Source organism: Streptomyces sp. NBC_00704 (genome assembly GCF_036226605.1).
In the GTDB taxonomy this organism is placed as follows: domain Bacteria; phylum Actinomycetota; class Actinomycetes; order Streptomycetales; family Streptomycetaceae; genus Streptomyces.
Window position 1 is genome coordinate 7,719,276 of record NZ_CP109000.1, and the last position, 17,576, is coordinate 7,736,851.

Annotated in this window: 14 protein-coding genes; 6 read left to right on the plus strand and 8 right to left on the minus strand. The window is 69.4% G+C overall.

Annotation, left to right across the window (positions count from 1 at the left end):
* Window positions 1–8: 8 nt before the first annotated feature.
* The 5 genes from OG802_RS33500 to OG802_RS33520 all read right to left on the minus strand — a co-directional run bounded on the left by OG802_RS33500 (window position 9) and on the right by OG802_RS33520 (window position 7,776).
* Entirely contained in the window at window positions 9–1,415 is a 1,407-nt protein-coding gene (locus OG802_RS33500) for a diaminopimelate decarboxylase (protein ID WP_329416594.1), read from the minus strand.
* A 225-nt stretch (window positions 1,416–1,640) separates the two neighbouring features.
* On the minus strand, window positions 1,641–3,302 hold the full coding sequence (locus OG802_RS33505; protein ID WP_329416595.1) for a PucR family transcriptional regulator: 1,662 nt from the start codon (window positions 3,300–3,302) through the stop codon (window positions 1,641–1,643).
* Window positions 3,303–3,883: 581 nt separating this feature from the next.
* Window positions 3,884–4,744, minus strand: a complete 861-nt coding sequence (locus OG802_RS33510; protein ID WP_329416596.1) for a GNAT family N-acetyltransferase — start codon at window positions 4,742–4,744, stop codon at window positions 3,884–3,886.
* 757 nt (window positions 4,745–5,501) lie between these two features.
* Window positions 5,502–6,734: a hypothetical protein gene (locus tag OG802_RS33515; protein WP_329416598.1), complete on the minus strand. Its 1,233-nt coding sequence runs from the start codon at window positions 6,732–6,734 to the stop codon at window positions 5,502–5,504.
* Window positions 6,735–7,164: 430 nt separating this feature from the next.
* A complete protein-coding gene (locus tag OG802_RS33520; RefSeq protein ID WP_329416599.1) occupies window positions 7,165–7,776 on the minus strand; it encodes a hypothetical protein in 612 nt (203 codons plus the stop codon).
* A gap of 499 nt (window positions 7,777–8,275) precedes the next feature.
* On the opposite strand from OG802_RS33520, the gene OG802_RS33525 reads away from it, so the two are divergent.
* Complete coding sequence (locus tag OG802_RS33525; RefSeq protein ID WP_329416600.1) at window positions 8,276–9,109, plus strand: ASCH domain-containing protein; 834 nt, start codon at window positions 8,276–8,278, stop codon at window positions 9,107–9,109.
* Between the two features lie 33 nt (window positions 9,110–9,142).
* On the opposite strand, the gene OG802_RS33530 is transcribed toward OG802_RS33525, so the two are convergent.
* From OG802_RS33530 to OG802_RS33540, 3 genes are all read right to left on the minus strand, one after another.
* A complete protein-coding gene (locus OG802_RS33530) occupies window positions 9,143–9,547 on the minus strand; it encodes a type II toxin-antitoxin system PemK/MazF family toxin (protein WP_329416601.1) in 405 nt (134 codons plus the stop codon).
* Window positions 9,548–9,807: 260 nt separating this feature from the next.
* Complete coding sequence (locus OG802_RS33535; RefSeq protein WP_329417604.1) at window positions 9,808–10,326, minus strand: GNAT family N-acetyltransferase; 519 nt, start codon at window positions 10,324–10,326, stop codon at window positions 9,808–9,810.
* A gap of 104 nt (window positions 10,327–10,430) precedes the next feature.
* Window positions 10,431–11,279 (minus strand): alpha/beta hydrolase, encoded by an 849-nt coding sequence (locus tag OG802_RS33540; RefSeq protein ID WP_329416602.1) that lies wholly within the window; start codon window positions 11,277–11,279, stop codon window positions 10,431–10,433.
* 434 nt (window positions 11,280–11,713) lie between these two features.
* Between OG802_RS33540 and OG802_RS33545 the strand changes: the two genes are divergently transcribed.
* The 5 genes from OG802_RS33545 to OG802_RS33565 all read left to right on the plus strand — a co-directional run bounded on the left by OG802_RS33545 (window position 11,714) and on the right by OG802_RS33565 (window position 17,415).
* Window positions 11,714–12,169, plus strand: a complete 456-nt coding sequence (locus OG802_RS33545) for a GntR family transcriptional regulator (RefSeq protein ID WP_329416603.1) — start codon at window positions 11,714–11,716, stop codon at window positions 12,167–12,169.
* 4 nt (window positions 12,170–12,173) lie between these two features.
* Window positions 12,174–13,106 carry an ABC transporter ATP-binding protein gene (locus OG802_RS33550; RefSeq protein WP_329417607.1) on the plus strand — a complete coding sequence of 311 codons (933 nt, stop codon included), beginning with the start codon at window positions 12,174–12,176 and terminating at the stop codon, window positions 13,104–13,106.
* Window positions 13,103–14,197: an ABC transporter gene (locus OG802_RS33555; RefSeq protein ID WP_329416605.1), complete on the plus strand. Its 1,095-nt coding sequence runs from the start codon at window positions 13,103–13,105 to the stop codon at window positions 14,195–14,197. Before OG802_RS33550 ends, OG802_RS33555 begins: the two co-directional genes overlap by 4 nt.
* A gap of 218 nt (window positions 14,198–14,415) precedes the next feature.
* Window positions 14,416–16,728, plus strand: coding sequence for a molybdopterin-dependent oxidoreductase (locus OG802_RS33560; protein WP_329416606.1), 2,313 nt, complete (start codon window positions 14,416–14,418; stop codon window positions 16,726–16,728).
* Window positions 16,729–16,863: 135 nt separating this feature from the next.
* Window positions 16,864–17,415, plus strand: coding sequence for an EF-hand domain-containing protein (locus OG802_RS33565; protein WP_329416607.1), 552 nt, complete (start codon window positions 16,864–16,866; stop codon window positions 17,413–17,415).
* Window positions 17,416–17,576: the final 161 nt, after the last annotated feature.

A 17,576-nucleotide genomic window follows, 5' to 3' on the forward strand; every position in this document is an offset into this window, starting at 1 on the left:
GATGCTCCTTACCTGACCGTCAGGACGGGCTCGTGCACGGGTACGTCCCACGGATCCTGCGCGGGACGCAGCAGCTCGAAGGCGACTCCTCCGTCACCGTCACCGTTACCGTCCACACCGCCGCCGGCACCGCTCGTGCGGACTCGGACTCCGTACACAGCCGGTTCGGGCAGGCTGTTGTAGTGGAACGGCGTCGAGAAGTAGTAGGCGCCCGTGTCCGGGACGGCGACGATGTCCCCGGGCTCCAGCAGCGGCAGCGCCCGGTCGCGCGCCAGCAGGTCACCGGCGAAGCAGGCGGGACCCGCGATGTCCTGGCGGACCGGGCCGCCCCGCTTGGCCGTGCCGCCGCCGTCGTACGCCTCGATCCGCAGGGGCCAGGCGTCGGGGTTGAACACGGTCCGGGTGGCCACCTGGACGCCCGCGTGGGTGACCGCGATCGACCGGCCGCCCACGTTCTTGGTGTACTCGACGTACGCGGCGGTGAACCCGTTCTTGGCGAGGACGGAACGCCCGAACTCGGTGACGATCTCGTACCCACCGGAGCCTTTGGAGTCTCCGGAGACGCCGGAGGGGGCGGGCTCGGCGAACAACGCGGGTGCATGGGCGCGCAGTTGTTCCACGTACGTGGCGAAGGTCGGTGTGGTCTCGTCGTCGGCGAAGTTGACGGGCAGCCCGCCGCCGATGTCGACGCCGATCACCTGACGCCGCCCCAGGGACGCGTTGACCTCCTCGGCGAACTCCACGGCCTGCGCGACCCCGCGGGCCATGAGGTCGAGCGGGCAGCCCTGCGAACCGGCGTGCGTGTGCACCCAGGTCAGCCATGGCCGGTCGCGGTAGGCGCGCAGCAGCTCCTGCCGACTGCCCGGGTCCGCCAGCGGAACGCCGAACTTGGAGGTGCTGGTGGCCGTGCTCATCGCGGCGATGGCGCCGCCGCCGAGCTGGGAGTTGACGCGCACACCGATCCGTGACGTCGGGACGCGGCCGCCGAGTGCGCGGTCGATCCTGGCGAGCTCCTGGTAGTTGTCCGCGTTGACCGTCACGCCCAGGTCCAGGGCGCGCCGGAGTTCGGCCTCCGTCTTGGCCGGGGAGTCGAAGACGATCCGCTCCGGCGCGAAGCCGGCGGCCAGGGCGCGGGCCAGTTCGCCCGCGGTGGCGACCTCGCAGCCCATGCCGAGACCTCGCAGCTCCGCCAGCACCGGGACGAGACTGTTCGCCTTGGCGGCGAACGCGTGCAGCACGGGCGCGGCGGAGGGAGCAGAGGCGAAAGCGCGGTGCAGGGACTCCACCGTCTCGGCGACGCCGTCCAGGTCGACGAAAGCGGCCAGCAGGTGTCGTTCGGGGTCCAGCAGTCCCTGCCGTACCGCTTCCCGCAGGATGCGCTCGCGCCGCTCGGCGGCGGGGGTCAGTCCGGTCATGGTGAGCCTTCCGGGGTGGTCTGCGCAGCACCCGGGGCTTTCCCGGGCCGGACCACCAGCGTGCTGTCCGCACGGGAGGGGCGTCTTCGTCGAGTCGTGAGAGCCGAGGGCCCGCCTCACCATGGCCAGGAGCAACCGACCGCCCCGCCCGGCAGGGGTGTTGTGCACTCCGACGAAGAAGCGGCCTCGTGATGGTGGGGACCGACGAGCGGCGGTCGGGGCCGGTCAGCCGCGTTGGTCGCCGCCCTCGTCGCTCAGGCGCAACTGCAGCTGGGCCAGCAGACGGGCGTCGGGGTCCGCCAGGTCCAGTCCCGACACCTGGGCGATGCGCCGCAGCCGGTAGCGCAGGCTGTTGGCGTGCACGCTCAGCGCGCGGGAGGCGGCGGACACGTCGCCGAAGTGGTCGAGATAGGCGCGCAGCGTCTCCACCAGGCAACTGCCGCCGTGCTCGGCGTCGAACGCCCGCAGCCGGGCCACCGAGGTCTGCGGCGGCAGGTCCACCCCGCGCAGGGCGCCGACGACGTGGAGGATGCCGACCGCGTCCGCGACGTCCCCGGTCCTGGCGACGGTGCGCGACCCCGCGGCCTCGGTGAGCGCCCTGAGGGCCAGCTCGGCCGCCCGGCGCGACTCGGGCGCCCGCGCCAGCCCGGGGGCCACATCGCCGAGCCCGACCTTCAGCGGCCCGCCCAGGGCGGCCGCCAACTGGTGCGCCAGAGATTCCCCCAACCGGGTTACCTGACTCTCGGCCCGGCCGAGATCACGGTCCAGGGCGCCCACCAGCACCAGGATCCTGCCGCCCGCCGGGACGACCACCGCACGGTGGCCGTACGCGGCGCAGTGCAGGGCCAGCAGTCCGTACACTCCCGACGGATCGCCGTCCCCCTGATCCGCGGCGCCCGTGCCCACGGCCAGGACGGCACAGGGCTCCCGCAACGGCAGCGAGGCCCGTTCCGCGAGCACCTCGACGGATCCGCGCTCCTCCAACAGCGCGCGGGCCGCGTCCTCGACGAGACGGGCGTCCGAACTGTGGGTGCGATGGTGCAGCAGGTGAGCGGCGGCTGCCCGGGCCGCCGCGCGCAGGGCCTCGGAGGCGTTGGGCGCAAGCGGCCGGCCGGCCACGGCGGCCACCCAGATCGACCCGAGTGCCTCCCCGCCCGCCCGCACGGCGCCCACCAGGCGCTCCGGGTTCTGTCCGTGCGCCGGCCGGTGCAGTACGTCGTCCCCCGCCCACAGCGCCTGGAAGAAGCCCGCCTCGCGCATGGCCGCCACCCGCCACGGCGGGACCCGGCGGCCGAGGATCGTCAGCCTGCGCTGCTCGTCCACGTTCTCCTCGGTGGAGGAGTACGCCAGCACCCGGGACTCGGTGTCCTCGATGGTCACCGCGCCGCCGACCAAGGCCGCCACCGCGTCGGCCAGCGAGTTGAGATCCCCCAGGCGCGGCCCGCCGAGCCCGGCCATCGGCGGCACACCCGCCGAGGCCAGCCCCGCCCGCAGCACCCCCACCAGCTGGGCCCACGTGCACCAGGCCGTACGGAACAACAACGCCGCACCGCCCTCTTCGGCGGCCGACTGGAGCGCTCCCGCGGTGGGTTCGGGCCCGCCCGGACCGAACACCACGCCCGCCGCATCCGACTCACCCGCCCGGCGCACGACGTCGACCGCCAGGGCCGAGCCCGGATCGACGCCCACGGCGAGCAGCAGTTCCCGCGGTCTGACCACCAGTTCCCGAAGGTCGAGCACGTTCACCCCGGTGACCGTGGCCCCCAGGCCCTTGGGCGCCGAGTGCAGCTCCACGGCGCCCGACCCCACGACCGACAGCAGCCGCTCCAACGTCACCCGTGACTCGTCGGCAGCGTCCCAACCGGCCGCCACCGCAAGGTCCGTCATATCGCCCCCCGTCTCGCGCTCCCGCCCGATCCCGCGCCGAGCCGGTGCGTACACGCGCCACCACGCTCGGTGGCCGATCGGGAAAACGTACGACATCTCCCTCGCGTCCCGCAGCCAATGCGGGCGAAACGAGCCGCCTCCGCGCCGGTCGTTCCTTGCGGGAGCCGAACGGAAAGACGAGTAGTTCCGACGCGGCTCTGTGGTCGTAGGCGATCAGCAGTCCGGCGATGGCCGCGCCGATGGTGCGGTTGTGTCAGATCGGCAGGTGCTGGCCGGGATCCGCTGGAGGATCCGCTGTGTCATGCGAAGGCCGACGCCTTCGTCGGGGCGTTCGCCGTGCTCTTCGAGGGCGAGCCGGCTTTGAGGGCGGCGTCGACCGATGCGATCCATGTGATCAGCGGTCCCCGCGCGGGTGCGCCGAGCACGGGGAGGAGGGCCGTGGCAGGCTGATGTCGTGGGTGGCGAGGCTCCCCGACTGCTGCCCGTCGAGCGCGTCGAGCCCGGCCCCGGAGAGAGCGACGCCGAGCAGGAGACGGCACCCGACCGGCGAGGCGGGCGCATCCTCGAACCAGGCGGAACGGTCAGGCGTCCACTTGCTTGACGACCCCGAGCGACGTCAAGCCCTCCGTCGCGCACAGCCGGTCCGACGCTCCGCCGACCGTGGTCCGCAGAAGCTGATACGCGGCGCCCCGCTGGTACCCCCAGTGCATCGCGGCTCGCCACAGGGCCCGCCCGTACCCGCGTCCCCGGTAACAGGGCAGAACGCCGAAGTACTGCGGGAGGAGGCGGATCGCCCCCGCTGCGTCGGGCATGGTCTCCATGGGCCCGATAGCGCCGGCCACCCGCCCGTCGTGCAGCACGGTGAGAACCGGGCCGACCTTCCCGTCCCGCATCTGCCCGTGCAGGAAGGCGAAGCCGTCGGCCGCCAACTTCGCCGCGAACTCCCCGAACCCGGAACCGGCCGGGACCTGTCCGTGCTCCTGGACCAGGGTGTCCGGCCGCTCACCCGGCCCGGCGGTGAAGTCCTTCATCTGAACCCGGGTCCCGTTCTCGATGTGCTCGTGGACAACGCCGGGTCCGTGGAACGAGACGACCTGGGCCCGCACGGTGCCGTGGACGTCGGCGAGGTGCCGGGCGAGGGCAGCGGCTTCAGGCAGTCCGTCCCCGTACACGTGGATCCGCACGGTCCCGCCGCCGCGCTCCAGGAGCGTCGGTACGAGCGTCCGGCGCCGGTCGTGCTCAATGGCGTCGACCAGTACGCGCTCGGTCTTCCGGCCGGACCAGCGGCGGTCCTTGTCGTGGGGGAGGAACCGGCCGGTTCCGGCGACCGCCACCACAGCGGCGAACAGGTCGGAGAGCGGCTCGCCCGGGTGGGCCGGCCCGAGGGTGGGCACGTACGGCACGGCCATCACGGGACCGATCCAGTCCCAGCGGAAGCGCATGCCCGGCACGCTACGCCTCGAATGGCGAGTGGGCGCGCCAGCGGAGGCACTCCAGGAACGTGCGACCGCGCACGGGCCGGCCAACTCGGTAGCCTCCACGCCCTTCCCGCGCTCCGCGCATCCGCCTCCCACGATCAGTGTGTTTCACCCCCAACAGCCGTTATCTCACCCTCACCCATGTGAGCAAAGACGGCCATCACCGCCGGCGCCCTGGCACTCGCCATCGCCGCCGGAGCCGGATGGGCCGCCCAGGCGGCCCCCGACCACATCCCCGCACACACCCGCGTCGTCGACGGCTACCAGATCGTCACGCTGCCCAACGCCAACGTCCCGAACTTCCAGCGCCGCACGGTCTTCTGCCCGCCTGGCAAGCACGTCGTCGGCGGCGGAGCCGAAGCCCAGGGCAACGACGCGATCCTCGTCGGCAGCTTCCCCACCTCCGACGGAACCGGCTGGATCGCCCTCGGCAGGCAGAATGCCTACAGCAGCGTCGGCATCAGTGTCTACGCCATTTGCGCCAACTGAAGATCCACCTGCCGCCGCTTCAGCGCCCCGCTTCCGGATACCCGGTGGCGGGGCGCCGCACATCCACGTTGGCCCCGTAGCCCCGGCCCCGGCATCCCGTCCACTTGGCCGAGTCGCCGGTTGCCTGAGACCTTCGATGAGGCTGTGCGGCGAGGCGGTTCGGTTCGGGCAGACTCCGTCGACCCGTTGAAGGGGTGGCGCCGACACAGACGCATGCGCGGATGTGATGCGCTCAGGGAACGGCGAGGGTCTGGGAGTCGCCGTTGAAGGTGGAAGGGTCTGCCCGGACGATCCCGGCGCCGGCCGGGGCTGCCACACCTCCCACGTACATGGCCCGGTAGCGGTCGTAGGGATGTTCTTGCCCGCCGCCCGCGGGAGCGGTCAGCCGGAACGGTTTGCCGCCGTCGCTGATCTCCTGTTTCACGGGCTCGTGGCCCGGGACGACGATGGTGAAGCGGAAGGTGAAACCGCAAGAGCGTGCGTTGGCCCTGATGAAAGCCGCAATCGTCTCACTCTCGCCCTTCTTCAGGGTGATGCTCTGCCGCGCGAAATAGGGTTCATTGTTTTCGTCTGTGGGCTCGGGCAGTCGATCGTCCAGGTTGAAGAACAAGGTCTTCGTCTTTGCTCCGCCCCCATTGGTGCCGCCATTGAGGAAGAGTGTTCCTGTCAGCGGAGGAGTGCAGTTCACCTTGAGCAGATCGACGTCGGTGATGCGGAGCTGTTTATCGCTGCGTCCGCTGATGGTGAGCGAGATGGTTCTGTCATGGGCCGGTACTCCGGCGTTCCGGTGGAACCAGTCTTCGAATGTCAGACCCTGCCCGTAGTTCTCATTCTTGAGTGCCTCGACCTGGGAGGGCGACAACTTCATGGTGGACGGGAAGACGTAGTCCCCGGTGCCCAATCCGAGAAATGACACGTCGTCCACGGACAGAGGCGGTTCCGGATTCTTGTCCCAGAAGATGTACGCCGTAGTCGCCGACAGGGCCACCACCACCGTGGCTGCCGCTCTCAAGGCCACCGGTACACGTCTGCGTGGACGAGCCGGAGCGGCCACGGCTTCGGCTGCCTCCGGGCGCCGGTACTTCGGCCGCGGCCGGCCTCCGAAGACGGTGTAGCAGTTCGCCCAGCGGGTCACCAAGGTGTCCCGTGTTTCCTCGTCCAGGTTGTGGTGCTTGCAATACGCCACGACCAAGAGCTCCACGTACTTCCAGTCGGGCAGTTGGTTCGACTTACGGCCCTTCGTTGTCAGGGCGTTCAGCCACGTGCCCTTGGACGGGCCGTTGTCCATGCCCTCGAAGCCGGGAACCTCCTCGCGTGTCACGATCCCGTTGGCCGTGATCACCAGACGGTCGTACGAGAGTCCGTCGCCCCGCAGACCGTTCAGTGCGGCGCGAAACGCCGAGGCCGTTCCCACTTGGACGGCGTCGTCCAGAAGCTCCTGCCACGTCGGTGACTGCTCGGCCATGTCGCGCCCCCCTGCTTCGTGGTGAAGCAGTATCCCGGAACCGCCGGCCCGGCGGAGGTCCTGGCGCATATCCGGTTCAGTTGCGGTCACTTCGGCCCATCTGCCTGCGTCAAGTCCGGTGGACACCATTGACATGATCTTGTACTGGAGGTGTCCGGGACTTCTGTCGCACGGTGTGGAGCACTCCGCACCGCGACCTCGAAGGACTGACGCCCATGCCTACGCCGAGCCTTTGCTTTCCGAGCCGTGCCTCTCGTCCACCCGGGACTGAGCACCCGCGTTGCCCCCTGGTAGCCCCTACCGTCTTGCCGCACATTGGAGCGATCCTCCGCACGGCGACAGTGAGTCCATGCGGTGTCGTTGTGATCCTCGGTGCGGGCACACAGAAATGGGCCGCGAGAATACATTCTGTCCTGACGCGCAGCTAGGGTCAACGCGCTACGAGGCGGCCCTTCCGGTAGACCCAGCTCTCTGTGGCCTCACCGGAAGGGCAGCAGTTGAAGTCGTTCACACGATAATAGCTGTCCTTGACGTTGATCCCGTCCGGCTTCATTCTTTCGACCTTCAGAAAGTTCGGGGGCTCACCGAGCCGCGGCTTACGGCTCGTCAGAATCCCGAGCAGAGAAAGCCGTTGAGCAGACCCGTCGAAGACGAGGACCCCCATCGCCCTTTGGCCTGCTGCGGTGGAATCATGATTTGCGCACAGCACGGGCAGCGCGGCCTCGTCGCGATCATCACCTGTGACGTCACCGTAGAAGACCTGATCCGTTCTCACCGACACGTCTTGGGGCATGTTCGGCTCCGGCCCGTCAAATTCCGATGGAACGTTGACAGCCGTTCCGTCATGCAGGCGGATGCCCTTCCGAGACCTGCACAACCCGCCCGGAATTTCGACGTTCAGCCAGTCCACGGCACGCAGATCGATCGGATCGGTGCGCGTCTCGTCGCGAGGAAACATTCGACAGGCCACGATGCCGGCCGCGGCAAGGACTACGCACACCAGCAAGGCCGACATTCCTGTCCGCCGCGCCGAACGGTTCATCGTCTCCGTCCCTGGTTCCGGCCTGCACGAGGTGCTGACAGTGTGCCCGTGAGACCGGTGCCGTGGAGGCACATCCCTCATCCTCGTGCCAGGTGTGCCACGTGTGCCCGTCAGAATCTTGCTGTTGGTCGCACCGGCGATGTCCTCGACCTCGGCGCCGTGGCGCACGGCCGCGGCCCATGTGCGCCGCTCTCGACCCAGTCCCCACACGTCCGGCGGCCGTCCCGTTATGTTTCCGCGGTCCTGCAATGGGGCCGCTGGCCTCCGGGTCCGGCGTGACTGTTGCCCCTGTCGAAGGCATGACCTGGGGGTTGGTGTCACCGGACCCGGGAGGTGCCGTCGGAGACGCTGCAGAGCCGCGGCCCGGAATCGATGTCCATGACCACGAGCAGCCTCATCCGGGGCGCTGGTATCCCGGCCCACGGAACCCGCACAGAGGTCCGCTCAGGACATGCCGAAACCCCGTGGAGCCCTTCTACATGGCGTGGAATGCTCGTGGGTGACTGCTGACGGAAGGGAAGATGAAAACGTGTACGTACCGTCGTCTGCGCGAGCTCTTGATGATGACGAGCGTGAGCTGGTGGAGCTGGCACGCCGCACCATAGACGCGCATACCGACGCCGGGCCCGACGAAGACGGGATCCATACGATGGGCGCCGCGGTCATGGCCGCCGACCACCGCATGTTCGCCGGCGTGAACCTCTACCACTTCACCGGCGGGCCCTGCGCCGAACTCGTGGCTCTGGGAGCCGCGCGAGCCCAGGGCGCCCGCCAGATGCGCTGCATCGTCGCCGTGGGAAACCACGGGCGCGGGATCATCGGCCCGTGCGGACGCGATCGGCAGGTCTTCGTGGACTACTACCCCACCATGCGTGTCATCGTGCCCACGCCCGCGGGGCCCAGGTCCGTTCTCGCCGCCGATCTGATGCCGCTGACGCAGCGATGGACCCCCGAAGGCATGAACGGTCTCGACCCCTCGCTCTACCAAGACCCCGAGACGGCCGGCCCCCCGATCATCCGCTTCAACCCCCGCTACCTCGAGGACGTCCGCTCCGGCGCGAAGACCAGGACCACCCGCTTCCGGGATCCGGCCCGGCCAGGAGCGGCACGGTTGGTGTTCGAGAGCGATCCGGAAGTCGTGCTGCAAGCAGAGGTGACCGACAGCAGGCAGTGCCTGGTCAGCGACCTCACCGACCAGGACGCGCAAGCCGAGGGACTGACGACCGCAACCGAACTCCGAGGAACCCTCAAGGGCCACTACCCGGATCTGGTGGACACCGACGAAGTCGACGTGATCACGTTCCGGATCTACGACGAGACAGGTGCCTCCTGATAACCGGTGTCCGTTCCTTCTCCGCCTACCCGACTACTCGACTCCACCGAGACGGAGGGCGTCCCTGAGCTCGCTGAGCTTCTCGGTCGTCGCCGGGGTCCGCTCTCTCGCCTGTCCGGCGAGTCGGAGGGCATCCTCGATCTCGTTGAGTTTCGCGCTGGGCAGGGCGCCCGCCCGCTCGATCAGGTCGTCCCCGGACACGGTGGTCAGCCACGTGCAAGGGGTGAAGCCCGGACACGGGAACGCGACCCGCAACACGCCTTCGAAGGGCAGCCCTTCCATGGCGCCAACTACCACTTCCACGCCCAGACCGCTGATGTCGACGCCCGCCGGAGCCACGACCTGCATCACCCGGATCCCGGACGCGTCGCCTTCCGACAGCAGTACGACCGGCCGCCGCTCGTCGAACTCGGCCCACCAGACTTCACCACGTTGCACATGTCCTCCTGACACAGGGCCGCTTGCGTACGCTGCGCGACCTGACGGGCTGGGGAAACGCGGACGCACGTGCCGCGGCATGCACGGGCCGGGCCGACTGGGTGCGTCTCGAGTCCTGTCCGCTCCGCGACCACAGCTCGGCTGCGTCTGAGGAAGAAGCCTCCGCCGTGGCTGACAGCCTCGGAGCGTGGCGGCCGGAGCTGACGACACGATGACCTGGGATGCCGCGTCCGCTGAGAGACCCGCGAAGGCGGCTGAGCCTACGTGAGTTCCTTTCGCATCAACGTGCACATCGTCTCGTAGCGGCGCAACGACCCATCAGGGGCTTGCTCGTCCCACGAGTCCGGCTGCCGGTCGTACGCGACATAACCCAGCCTTTCGTAGAGCGCACGTGCCCGGGGGTTGCCCTCCTCCACACCGAGCTCGGCCTGGCGCAGACCGCGGCTCCTGATCCGCAGTTCTGCGGCTTCAACGAGGAAGGCGCCGATCCCGCACGACTGCAGTGCGGGGTGGACTGCCAGCTGCCACAGAGTGCCGACCCCGTTCTTGACCTGGTAGTCGACGCCGCCTTTCGCCACAGGGATGTCCGTTGCAGGGCAGACCGCGAGGTAGTCGACCTCGCCGGTCCGAACACGTTCCAACTGCTTGGCGACGCCGGCCAGGTGGAGGTCGGACCCTGCCCATCCGCACGACGCCAGGTCCGCATGCACCAGATCACGGGCTGACAGCTTCAACACAACATTGATCATCTTCAGCACCTCCGGCGAGCCAGCATCCATGCCGATCACACAGGACGCAAAGCCATTTCCTCTGCCCGCACCTCTGGCTCACGGGCCACCGCTGCTCAGGCGATCAGGCGATCAGGCGATCAGGCAATCAGCAATCAGGCTAATGCTGGCCGCCACAGCCAGCGCAGGGCATCCGGCAACAAGACGCCGCCGTGATTGGGGCTGTGTCCACCGTCTCCCAGGACGAGGCGGAAGTCGTAGCCCGCTTCAGCGAGAGCGGCCGCTACGCGCAGGTTCTCGGCGAGCCAGTTCCCCTGCGGCTCGCTCCAGTTCAGGTCGCGGTGGCCCGCCTGCATGAAGATGCGCAGCGGCTTGCGGGGGACGCGGGAGATGAGGTCTGGATAGGAGTTGCCGTCCGGCATCTGCGCGAAGCTGGACAGGTATCCGATGGCGCGGCGGAACCTGTCCGGGCGCAGCCACGCCGCGGTGAGGGCGCAGTTGCCGCCGCTGCTCCCGCCGCAGATGCCCCACTTCTCGGGCGACTGGGCGATGGCATAGCGCTTCGCCACCTGCGGGATGATCTCGGTGAGGAGGAAGGTGACGTACTGGTCGTCGAGGGCGTCGTACTCGTTGTTGCGGTTCTTCGGATTCTCCGCGTCGGGGAAGACGCCGGGATCGACGAAGACGCCGATGGTGACGGGGATGTCGCCGCGGTGAACGAGGTTGTCCAGGACGATCGCTCCGCGCACCTCCCCTTCGGGGTCCAGGTACCACCATCCGTCCTGGAACACCATCAAGGACGCCGGTTCCGCCGGGTCGTACCGGGCGGGTACGTGGACCCAGAACTTCCGGGACGTTCCGGGGTAGACGTCGCTCTTCCTCCACTCGAACTCGATCGTCTCGCCGACGGGTACGCCCGGCCGGCGAGCGGAATCGGGTCCGTGGACGTAGCGCACGTCCGACTGGTCGATCGGAAGCGGCTGGTAGGGGATCTCGATAGTCACGGGGAGCAACCGTAGGGCGATCACTGCCCTTCGCGGCAAGGGAGTTTTCGTCCGGCTCTCCGACTCGTCGTCAGGTTGTCGCCAGGGCCGGGACCGGCGTGTGGGAGAAGCCGCACCCGACGCTGCCGGAGAGGCTGGGGTCGGCGACGGGCTGGACTGGTCGCCGGCGTGATCGACCGGCGCCGCCCTCCGCCACGCGACTCAGGCACTCCCGGTCGTGGTCGACTGCCACGCGATTTCCCCCAGGGCACGCGCGAGGCGAGCCCGGCAGCGGCAGAAGCGGGAGCCGACGCGGCAGCCGGAGTGCCCGCTCGCGCAGCCCCCGTCGCCGCCCTTGACGGTTTCAGGGCCGTTCCGGGACTTCGTTGACAACGGCGGCCGCTCCCCTCCATCATCATTCCACTAATCAATTAGTGGAATGATGATGGAGGGGAGTGGTGGCCGTGGAGTACCGCATCGACAGGCGGAGCGGGGTCCCTGCCTTCCAGCAGATCGTGCAGCAGACCAAGCAGGCCCTCCGGCTGGGCGTGCTGGTGCCGGGCGACCGGCTGCCCACCGCCAAGGACGTCGCCGAGACGAGCGCGGTCAATCCGAACACCACCCTGAAGGCGTACCGCGAACTGGAGCGCGAGGGCCTGGTCGAACCGCGACCGGGCCAGGGCACTTTCGTACGGCGCACGTTGGGCCGCCCCGAGACGGGAACCGACTCGCCCCTGTACGGGGAGCTGGTGGCGTGGATGGCGAAGGCGGCCGAGGCCGGTCTGGAGCAGGAGGACGTGGCCGCGCTGGTCGCGTCGGCGCTGGAGAAGCAGTACGCCACCGGGGCCACGGCGGTCACGGGGGTCACGGGGGTCACGGGTGTCACGACAACGAGGAGCACAGGTGAGTGACGTCATGTACGCGGGGGAGCCGGCGCTCGAGGCGCACGGGCTGGGGATGCGCTACCGGCGGGGCTGGGCGCTGCGGGACTGCACCTTCCGGCTTCCGGCGGGCAGGATCTGCGGGCTGGTGGGCCCCAACGGCGCGGGCAAGACCACGCTGCTGAACCTCGCGGCCCACGTCCTGAAGCCGACGCAGGGCACGCTCAGCCTGTTCGGCGATGCGCCGGGCTCGGTGGAGTCCGGTCGGCGGACAGCCTTCCTCGCGCAGGAGAAGCCGCTGTTCCGTCGCTTCACCGTGGCGGAGACCCTGCGGCTGGGCCGCGAGCTGAACCCCGGCTGGGACCAGCGCGCCGCGGAGGACATCGTCCGAGCGGGCAACGTGCCCTTCGACGCGAGGATCGGCACCCTCTCCGGCGGGCAGCGCACCCGCGTCGCGGTCGCCCTCGCCTTCGGCAAGCGCCCCGACCTGCTGCTGCTCGACGAGCCGATGTCGGACCTCGACCCGGTCGTGCGCCACGAACTCATGGGCACGCTCCTCGCCGAGGCCGGCGAGCGCGGCACCACCGTGGTGATGTCCACCCACGTACTCGCCGAACTGGAGAACGTGTGCGACTACCTCGTCGTCGTCGCCGGCGGGGGAGTGCGCCTCGCCGGTGACGTGGACGACCTGATGACCGTGCACACCGTGGTCACCGGGGCCAGGGAGGGCGAGGACCTGCCCGCCGCTCTCCGCTACCACACCCTCGTCGAGGCACGCACCAGCGGACGGCAGTTCACCGCGCTCATCCGCCCGGAGGGCCCGATCACCGGCCCCTGGGAGGCGGCCGCCCCGAGCATGGAGGAACTCCTGCTCGCCTATCTCCGCTCACCCGACGCACCGCCGCTGATCACCCCCACCGCCCAGGTTCGGGGCCAGGGGTTGAGCACCGCGAGGACCGCTGCATGAGCACCTTCACCAGCCCCTCGACCGACGACACGAACAGGACGACGGCCCGGACGATGAACGGCACAATGAACGCAACCATGAACGGACCCCGGCACGGGGCCAGGAACGCGACCACCACACAGGCCGCCCGGCGCCCCCGGCTGAGCGGGATGACCTGGCTGGTCTGGCGCCAGCACCGGGCCGCGTTCTGGACCGTCATCGCCGCCACCGTCCTCGGCGTGGCCTGGATCGCCTACCAGCGCGGCCAGATGACGGATTTCCTCGACGCCTACGGCTTTCCCGCCAAGAGCCTCGACGACGCGGAGGAGGAGTTCAAGCCTTACGCCGGCGCGTTCACGTCCGTCACCACCGGTCTCACGGCGATACCCGTCATCCTCGGCGTCCTCCTCGGCGCCCCGCTGTTCGCGGGCGACCTGGAGAACGGCACGGCCAAGCTGATCGCCGCCCAGTCCGTGAGCCGCAACCGCTGGCTCGCCATGAAGCTGGGGTTGACCGGGCTGGTGGTCGTACCGACCACGGCCGCGCTGTCGGCTGCGTTCGCCTGGTGGTGGAGCCCCGTCAAGTCCGACTACGTCGACTTCGGTTGGGCCTCCAGGGAGTTCTTCAACACCACGGGACCGGTGCCCGTCGCCCTCAGCCTCCTCTCCGTGGTCGGCGGGGCGGCGATCGGCGTGCTCCTGCGCCGCACACTGGCGGCCATGGTCGTGACCCTCGGATTCACCGTCGTCCTCCAGGCCGTCTGGGGCTCCGTCAAGCTGTCGCTGGGCGACATCGTCACGGTCACCAGCAAGCCCGTCAGCCCCGGCAGCCTGATCACTTTCCCGGAGGTGCCCCGCACCGCGCACTGGCTCGGCACCTCGTATGTCAGCGGCAGCGGGAAACTGCTCGACGTGACCACGTGTACGGAAGCGCTGGGCGAGGAGGCGACCAGCGCGTGCATGAAGAAGGCGGACATCGTCGGCGCGTCGATCGACTACATCCCCATGTCGCAGATGAGCGGCATGCAGTGGTTCGGATCCTCGATCCTCTTCGCCCTGACGGCCTGCGTCGTGGTGTTCCTCTTCGTCTGGTGTCGTAAGCGGCTCGTCTGAGCAGCCGTTCACCCGCAGGCCGGGTCGCGGTCGGCGGAGGCGGTCCGGGCCCAGGCCGCGATTGAGCGGAGGCGCTGGGAGTCGTGCGCACCGTCAGGGTTGGGCGGCTCCCGCCAGGGGGAGCCTGTCCTGCGGACCGCTGACCGACGCGAAACCCCTGTGGTGCAGCGGCCGTTGTTCAAGTGCCGGAATGACTTCAGGGATGGAGTTGATGCACGGTGGAACGACGCTTGCCGGTGGCGACGCACTGGGGCAGTTTCGTAGCCGTGGTCGATTCCGGCCGACTGCTGCGCATCGAACCCCGGGCTGACGACCCCGCGCCCTCGCCGATCGGCCCGGGCATGGTGACGGCTGCCGAGGACCGTGCGCGTGTGCGGCGTCCCGCCGTGCGCAAAGGATGGCTCGACGGCTCGCCGCGCGTCGGTGACACGGCCCGAGGCGCGGACGCCTTCGTGGAGGTCAGTTGGGACGAAGCGCTCACCCTGGTGAGCGAGGAATTGCGCCGAGTGCGCGAACGGCACGGGAACAGCGCGGTGTTCGGCGGTTCGTACGGCTGGGCCAGCGCGGGCGGGTTCCACAACGCCCAGGGCCAGCTCCAGCGGTTCCTGGCGCTGGGCGGGGGCTACACCGACTCGCGCAACACGTACAGCACCGCCGCTCTCGAGGTCATCCTTCCGCATGTGATCGGCGGGGCTCCCTGGAGTTACCAGTCCCGGATGCCGATGTGGGACGAGATCGCCGAGAACTGTGAGCTCGTGGTGGCGTTCGGGGGACTGGCCCTGAAGAACAGCCAGATCAACCCCGGCGGGCTGGCCCGCCACCGGACGCGCGACCTACAGCGCAAGTGCCGTGAGGCCGGGGTGCGGTTCGTGAACGCCAGCCCGATCCGCAGTGACACCGCCGACTTCCTCGACGCCGAGTGGCTGCCGGTCGTCCCCAACACCGACACCGCCCTGATGCTCGGCATCGCACACACGATGCTGGTCAACGATTGGCACGACGAGGACTTCCTCACCCGCTGCTGCGAGGGGTTCGACCGCTTCGCCTCCTACCTGACCGGTGACGTGGACGGCGTCGTCAAGGACGCCGACTGGGCCGGCGGGATCACGGGCATCGGTCGCGACACGATCACCGATCTCGCCCGCCGCCTGTCCGCACACCGTTCCCTCATCATGGTCAACTACGCCGTACAGCGGGCGGACCACGGTGAGCAGCCGATCTGGATGTCGGTCGTGCTGGCGGCCATGGCGGGTTCGCTGGGACGCCCCGGCTGCGGTTGGGGCGCGGGCTACGCGACGATGGACGCGACCGGTGTCGCCCCGGGCCGCCCGTCCGTGGCGTCGATGCCGCGGGTGGCGAACCCTGTCGCGGACTTCATTCCGGTCGCCCGGATCGCCGACACCCTGCTGGAACCGGGCACGACCATCGACTACGACGGTCAGCGCCTGACCCTGCCGGACCTGCGCCTGATCTACTGGTGCGGAGGGAACCCCTTCCACCACCACCAGGACCTCCACCGCCTCACCCGAGCCTGGCAGCGCCCGGACACGGTGGTGGTCCACGAAGCCTGGTGGAACACCACGGCGAAGTTCGCCGACATCGTGCTTCCCGTCGCGACCAGCCTGGAGCGTGACGACTTCGCCGCGGGGTTCTCCGACCCTCACCTCACCGCGATGCCGAAGGTCCGCGAGCCGGCCGGCGAGGCACGCACCGACCACCAGATCTTCGCCGCTCTGGCCGCACGGCTCGGCTACGAGCGCGACTTCACCCAAGCCCGTACCGAGATCGAATGGGTCCGGCACCTCTACGCCCAGACATGTGCGAACCTCGGCGACGACGCGGCCCTGCCGGACTTCGACGACTTCTGGCAACGCCCCTCCGGTGTCGAACTGCCGGCGCTCAGCGGGCCGTTTCCCGGCAGCTTCGAAGCACTGCGCTCCGATCCGCAGGGCTTCCCCCTGACGACGCCGTCGGGCCGGATCGAGATCTTCTCCGAGGAGATCGACTCGTTCGGCTACGACGACTGCGCCGGCCATCCGACGTGGTTCGAGCCCGTGGAGTGGCTTCGCGCCGACCTGGCGGACCGCTTCCCGCTGCACCTGATCTCGAATCAGCCCGCCTCACGCCTGCACAGCCAGTACGACAACGGCGGCCACAGCCTCAAGTCGAAGATCCACGGCCGCGAGCCCGTGACGATCAACCCGCAGGACGCGGCATCACGCGGTATCGAGGACGGCATGATCGTGCGCGTCTTCAACGAGCGAGGCGGCTGCCTGGCGGGCGCGGTCCTGTCGGACGCCGTCATGCCCGGCGTCGTCCAGCTGTCCACCGGGGCGTGGTGGGACCCGGCCCAGCCGGGCCGGAGCGGAACCCTGGACCGCCACGGCAACCCCAACACCCTCACCGGGGACCGCGGGTGCTCCCGTCTGTCCCAGGGACCCAGCGCGCACAGTGCGCTCGTCGACGTCGAGGTCCACGACGGGCCGGTCGAGGAGGTACTCGCGTTCACACCACCACACCTCGAACGCTGAAACGAAGCGGCCCCGACGACGGGCGAGTTTGCCGTGTTCACCGTCGCCGGAGACCCGGACGGCGGGCCCGACCGGTGCCCGGCCTCAGACGAGGGCGTTTGCGTCACCGTAATCACGTGAATACGGTGCGCAGCCATGAGCGCACTTCAAGATCTCAAGTACGGCCAGTGGTTCCGGGGCGCCGATGTCGACGGCGACGGGTTCATCACCCAGCGCGACGTCCGCATGATGAGCGAGCGCTACATCAGCGCCCGCGAGACCACCCCGGATCAGGAGACCGTCCGCCGGCTCACCGACGGGATGGACCAGTTCTGGTCGAACGTCATCGCCCCGATGGATCAGGACGGTGACGGGAAGGTCGACGTGCGGGAGATGACCGCCGGCTTCAAGAGCGTCCTGACCGACCGCGCGCTCTACCCGCAGCAGATCGAGCCGGTCACCGACTGCTTCTTCGACCTGGTCGACCTCAACGGAGACGGCAAGATCGACCAGGCCGAGTTCCAGCAGATGTTCGACTCGGTCGCCGCCGTCCCCGGCGAGGACTGCGCAGCCGTCTTCGCCGCTCTGGACCTCGATGGCTCCGGCGGACTGGACCGCGACGAGTTCCACCAGGCGGTCGAGGAGTTCTTCTACGGCAACGACCCCGACGCCCCCGCCAACCACATCTTCGGCAAGGTCCACGCCTGACGGTCCCCGGACACGCCGCCGCCCCGCGCTTCTGCCAGAGCCTGCCTCCCCGGCCGTCGGCCGTGTGGCGGCGTGGGGTGCGCAGCACCTCGGAGTTTTCCTGGTGGGTGTGGTGGGCCGCCAGCGTGCGCACTGTGGCGGTCGGTCGCGACAGTGCACGG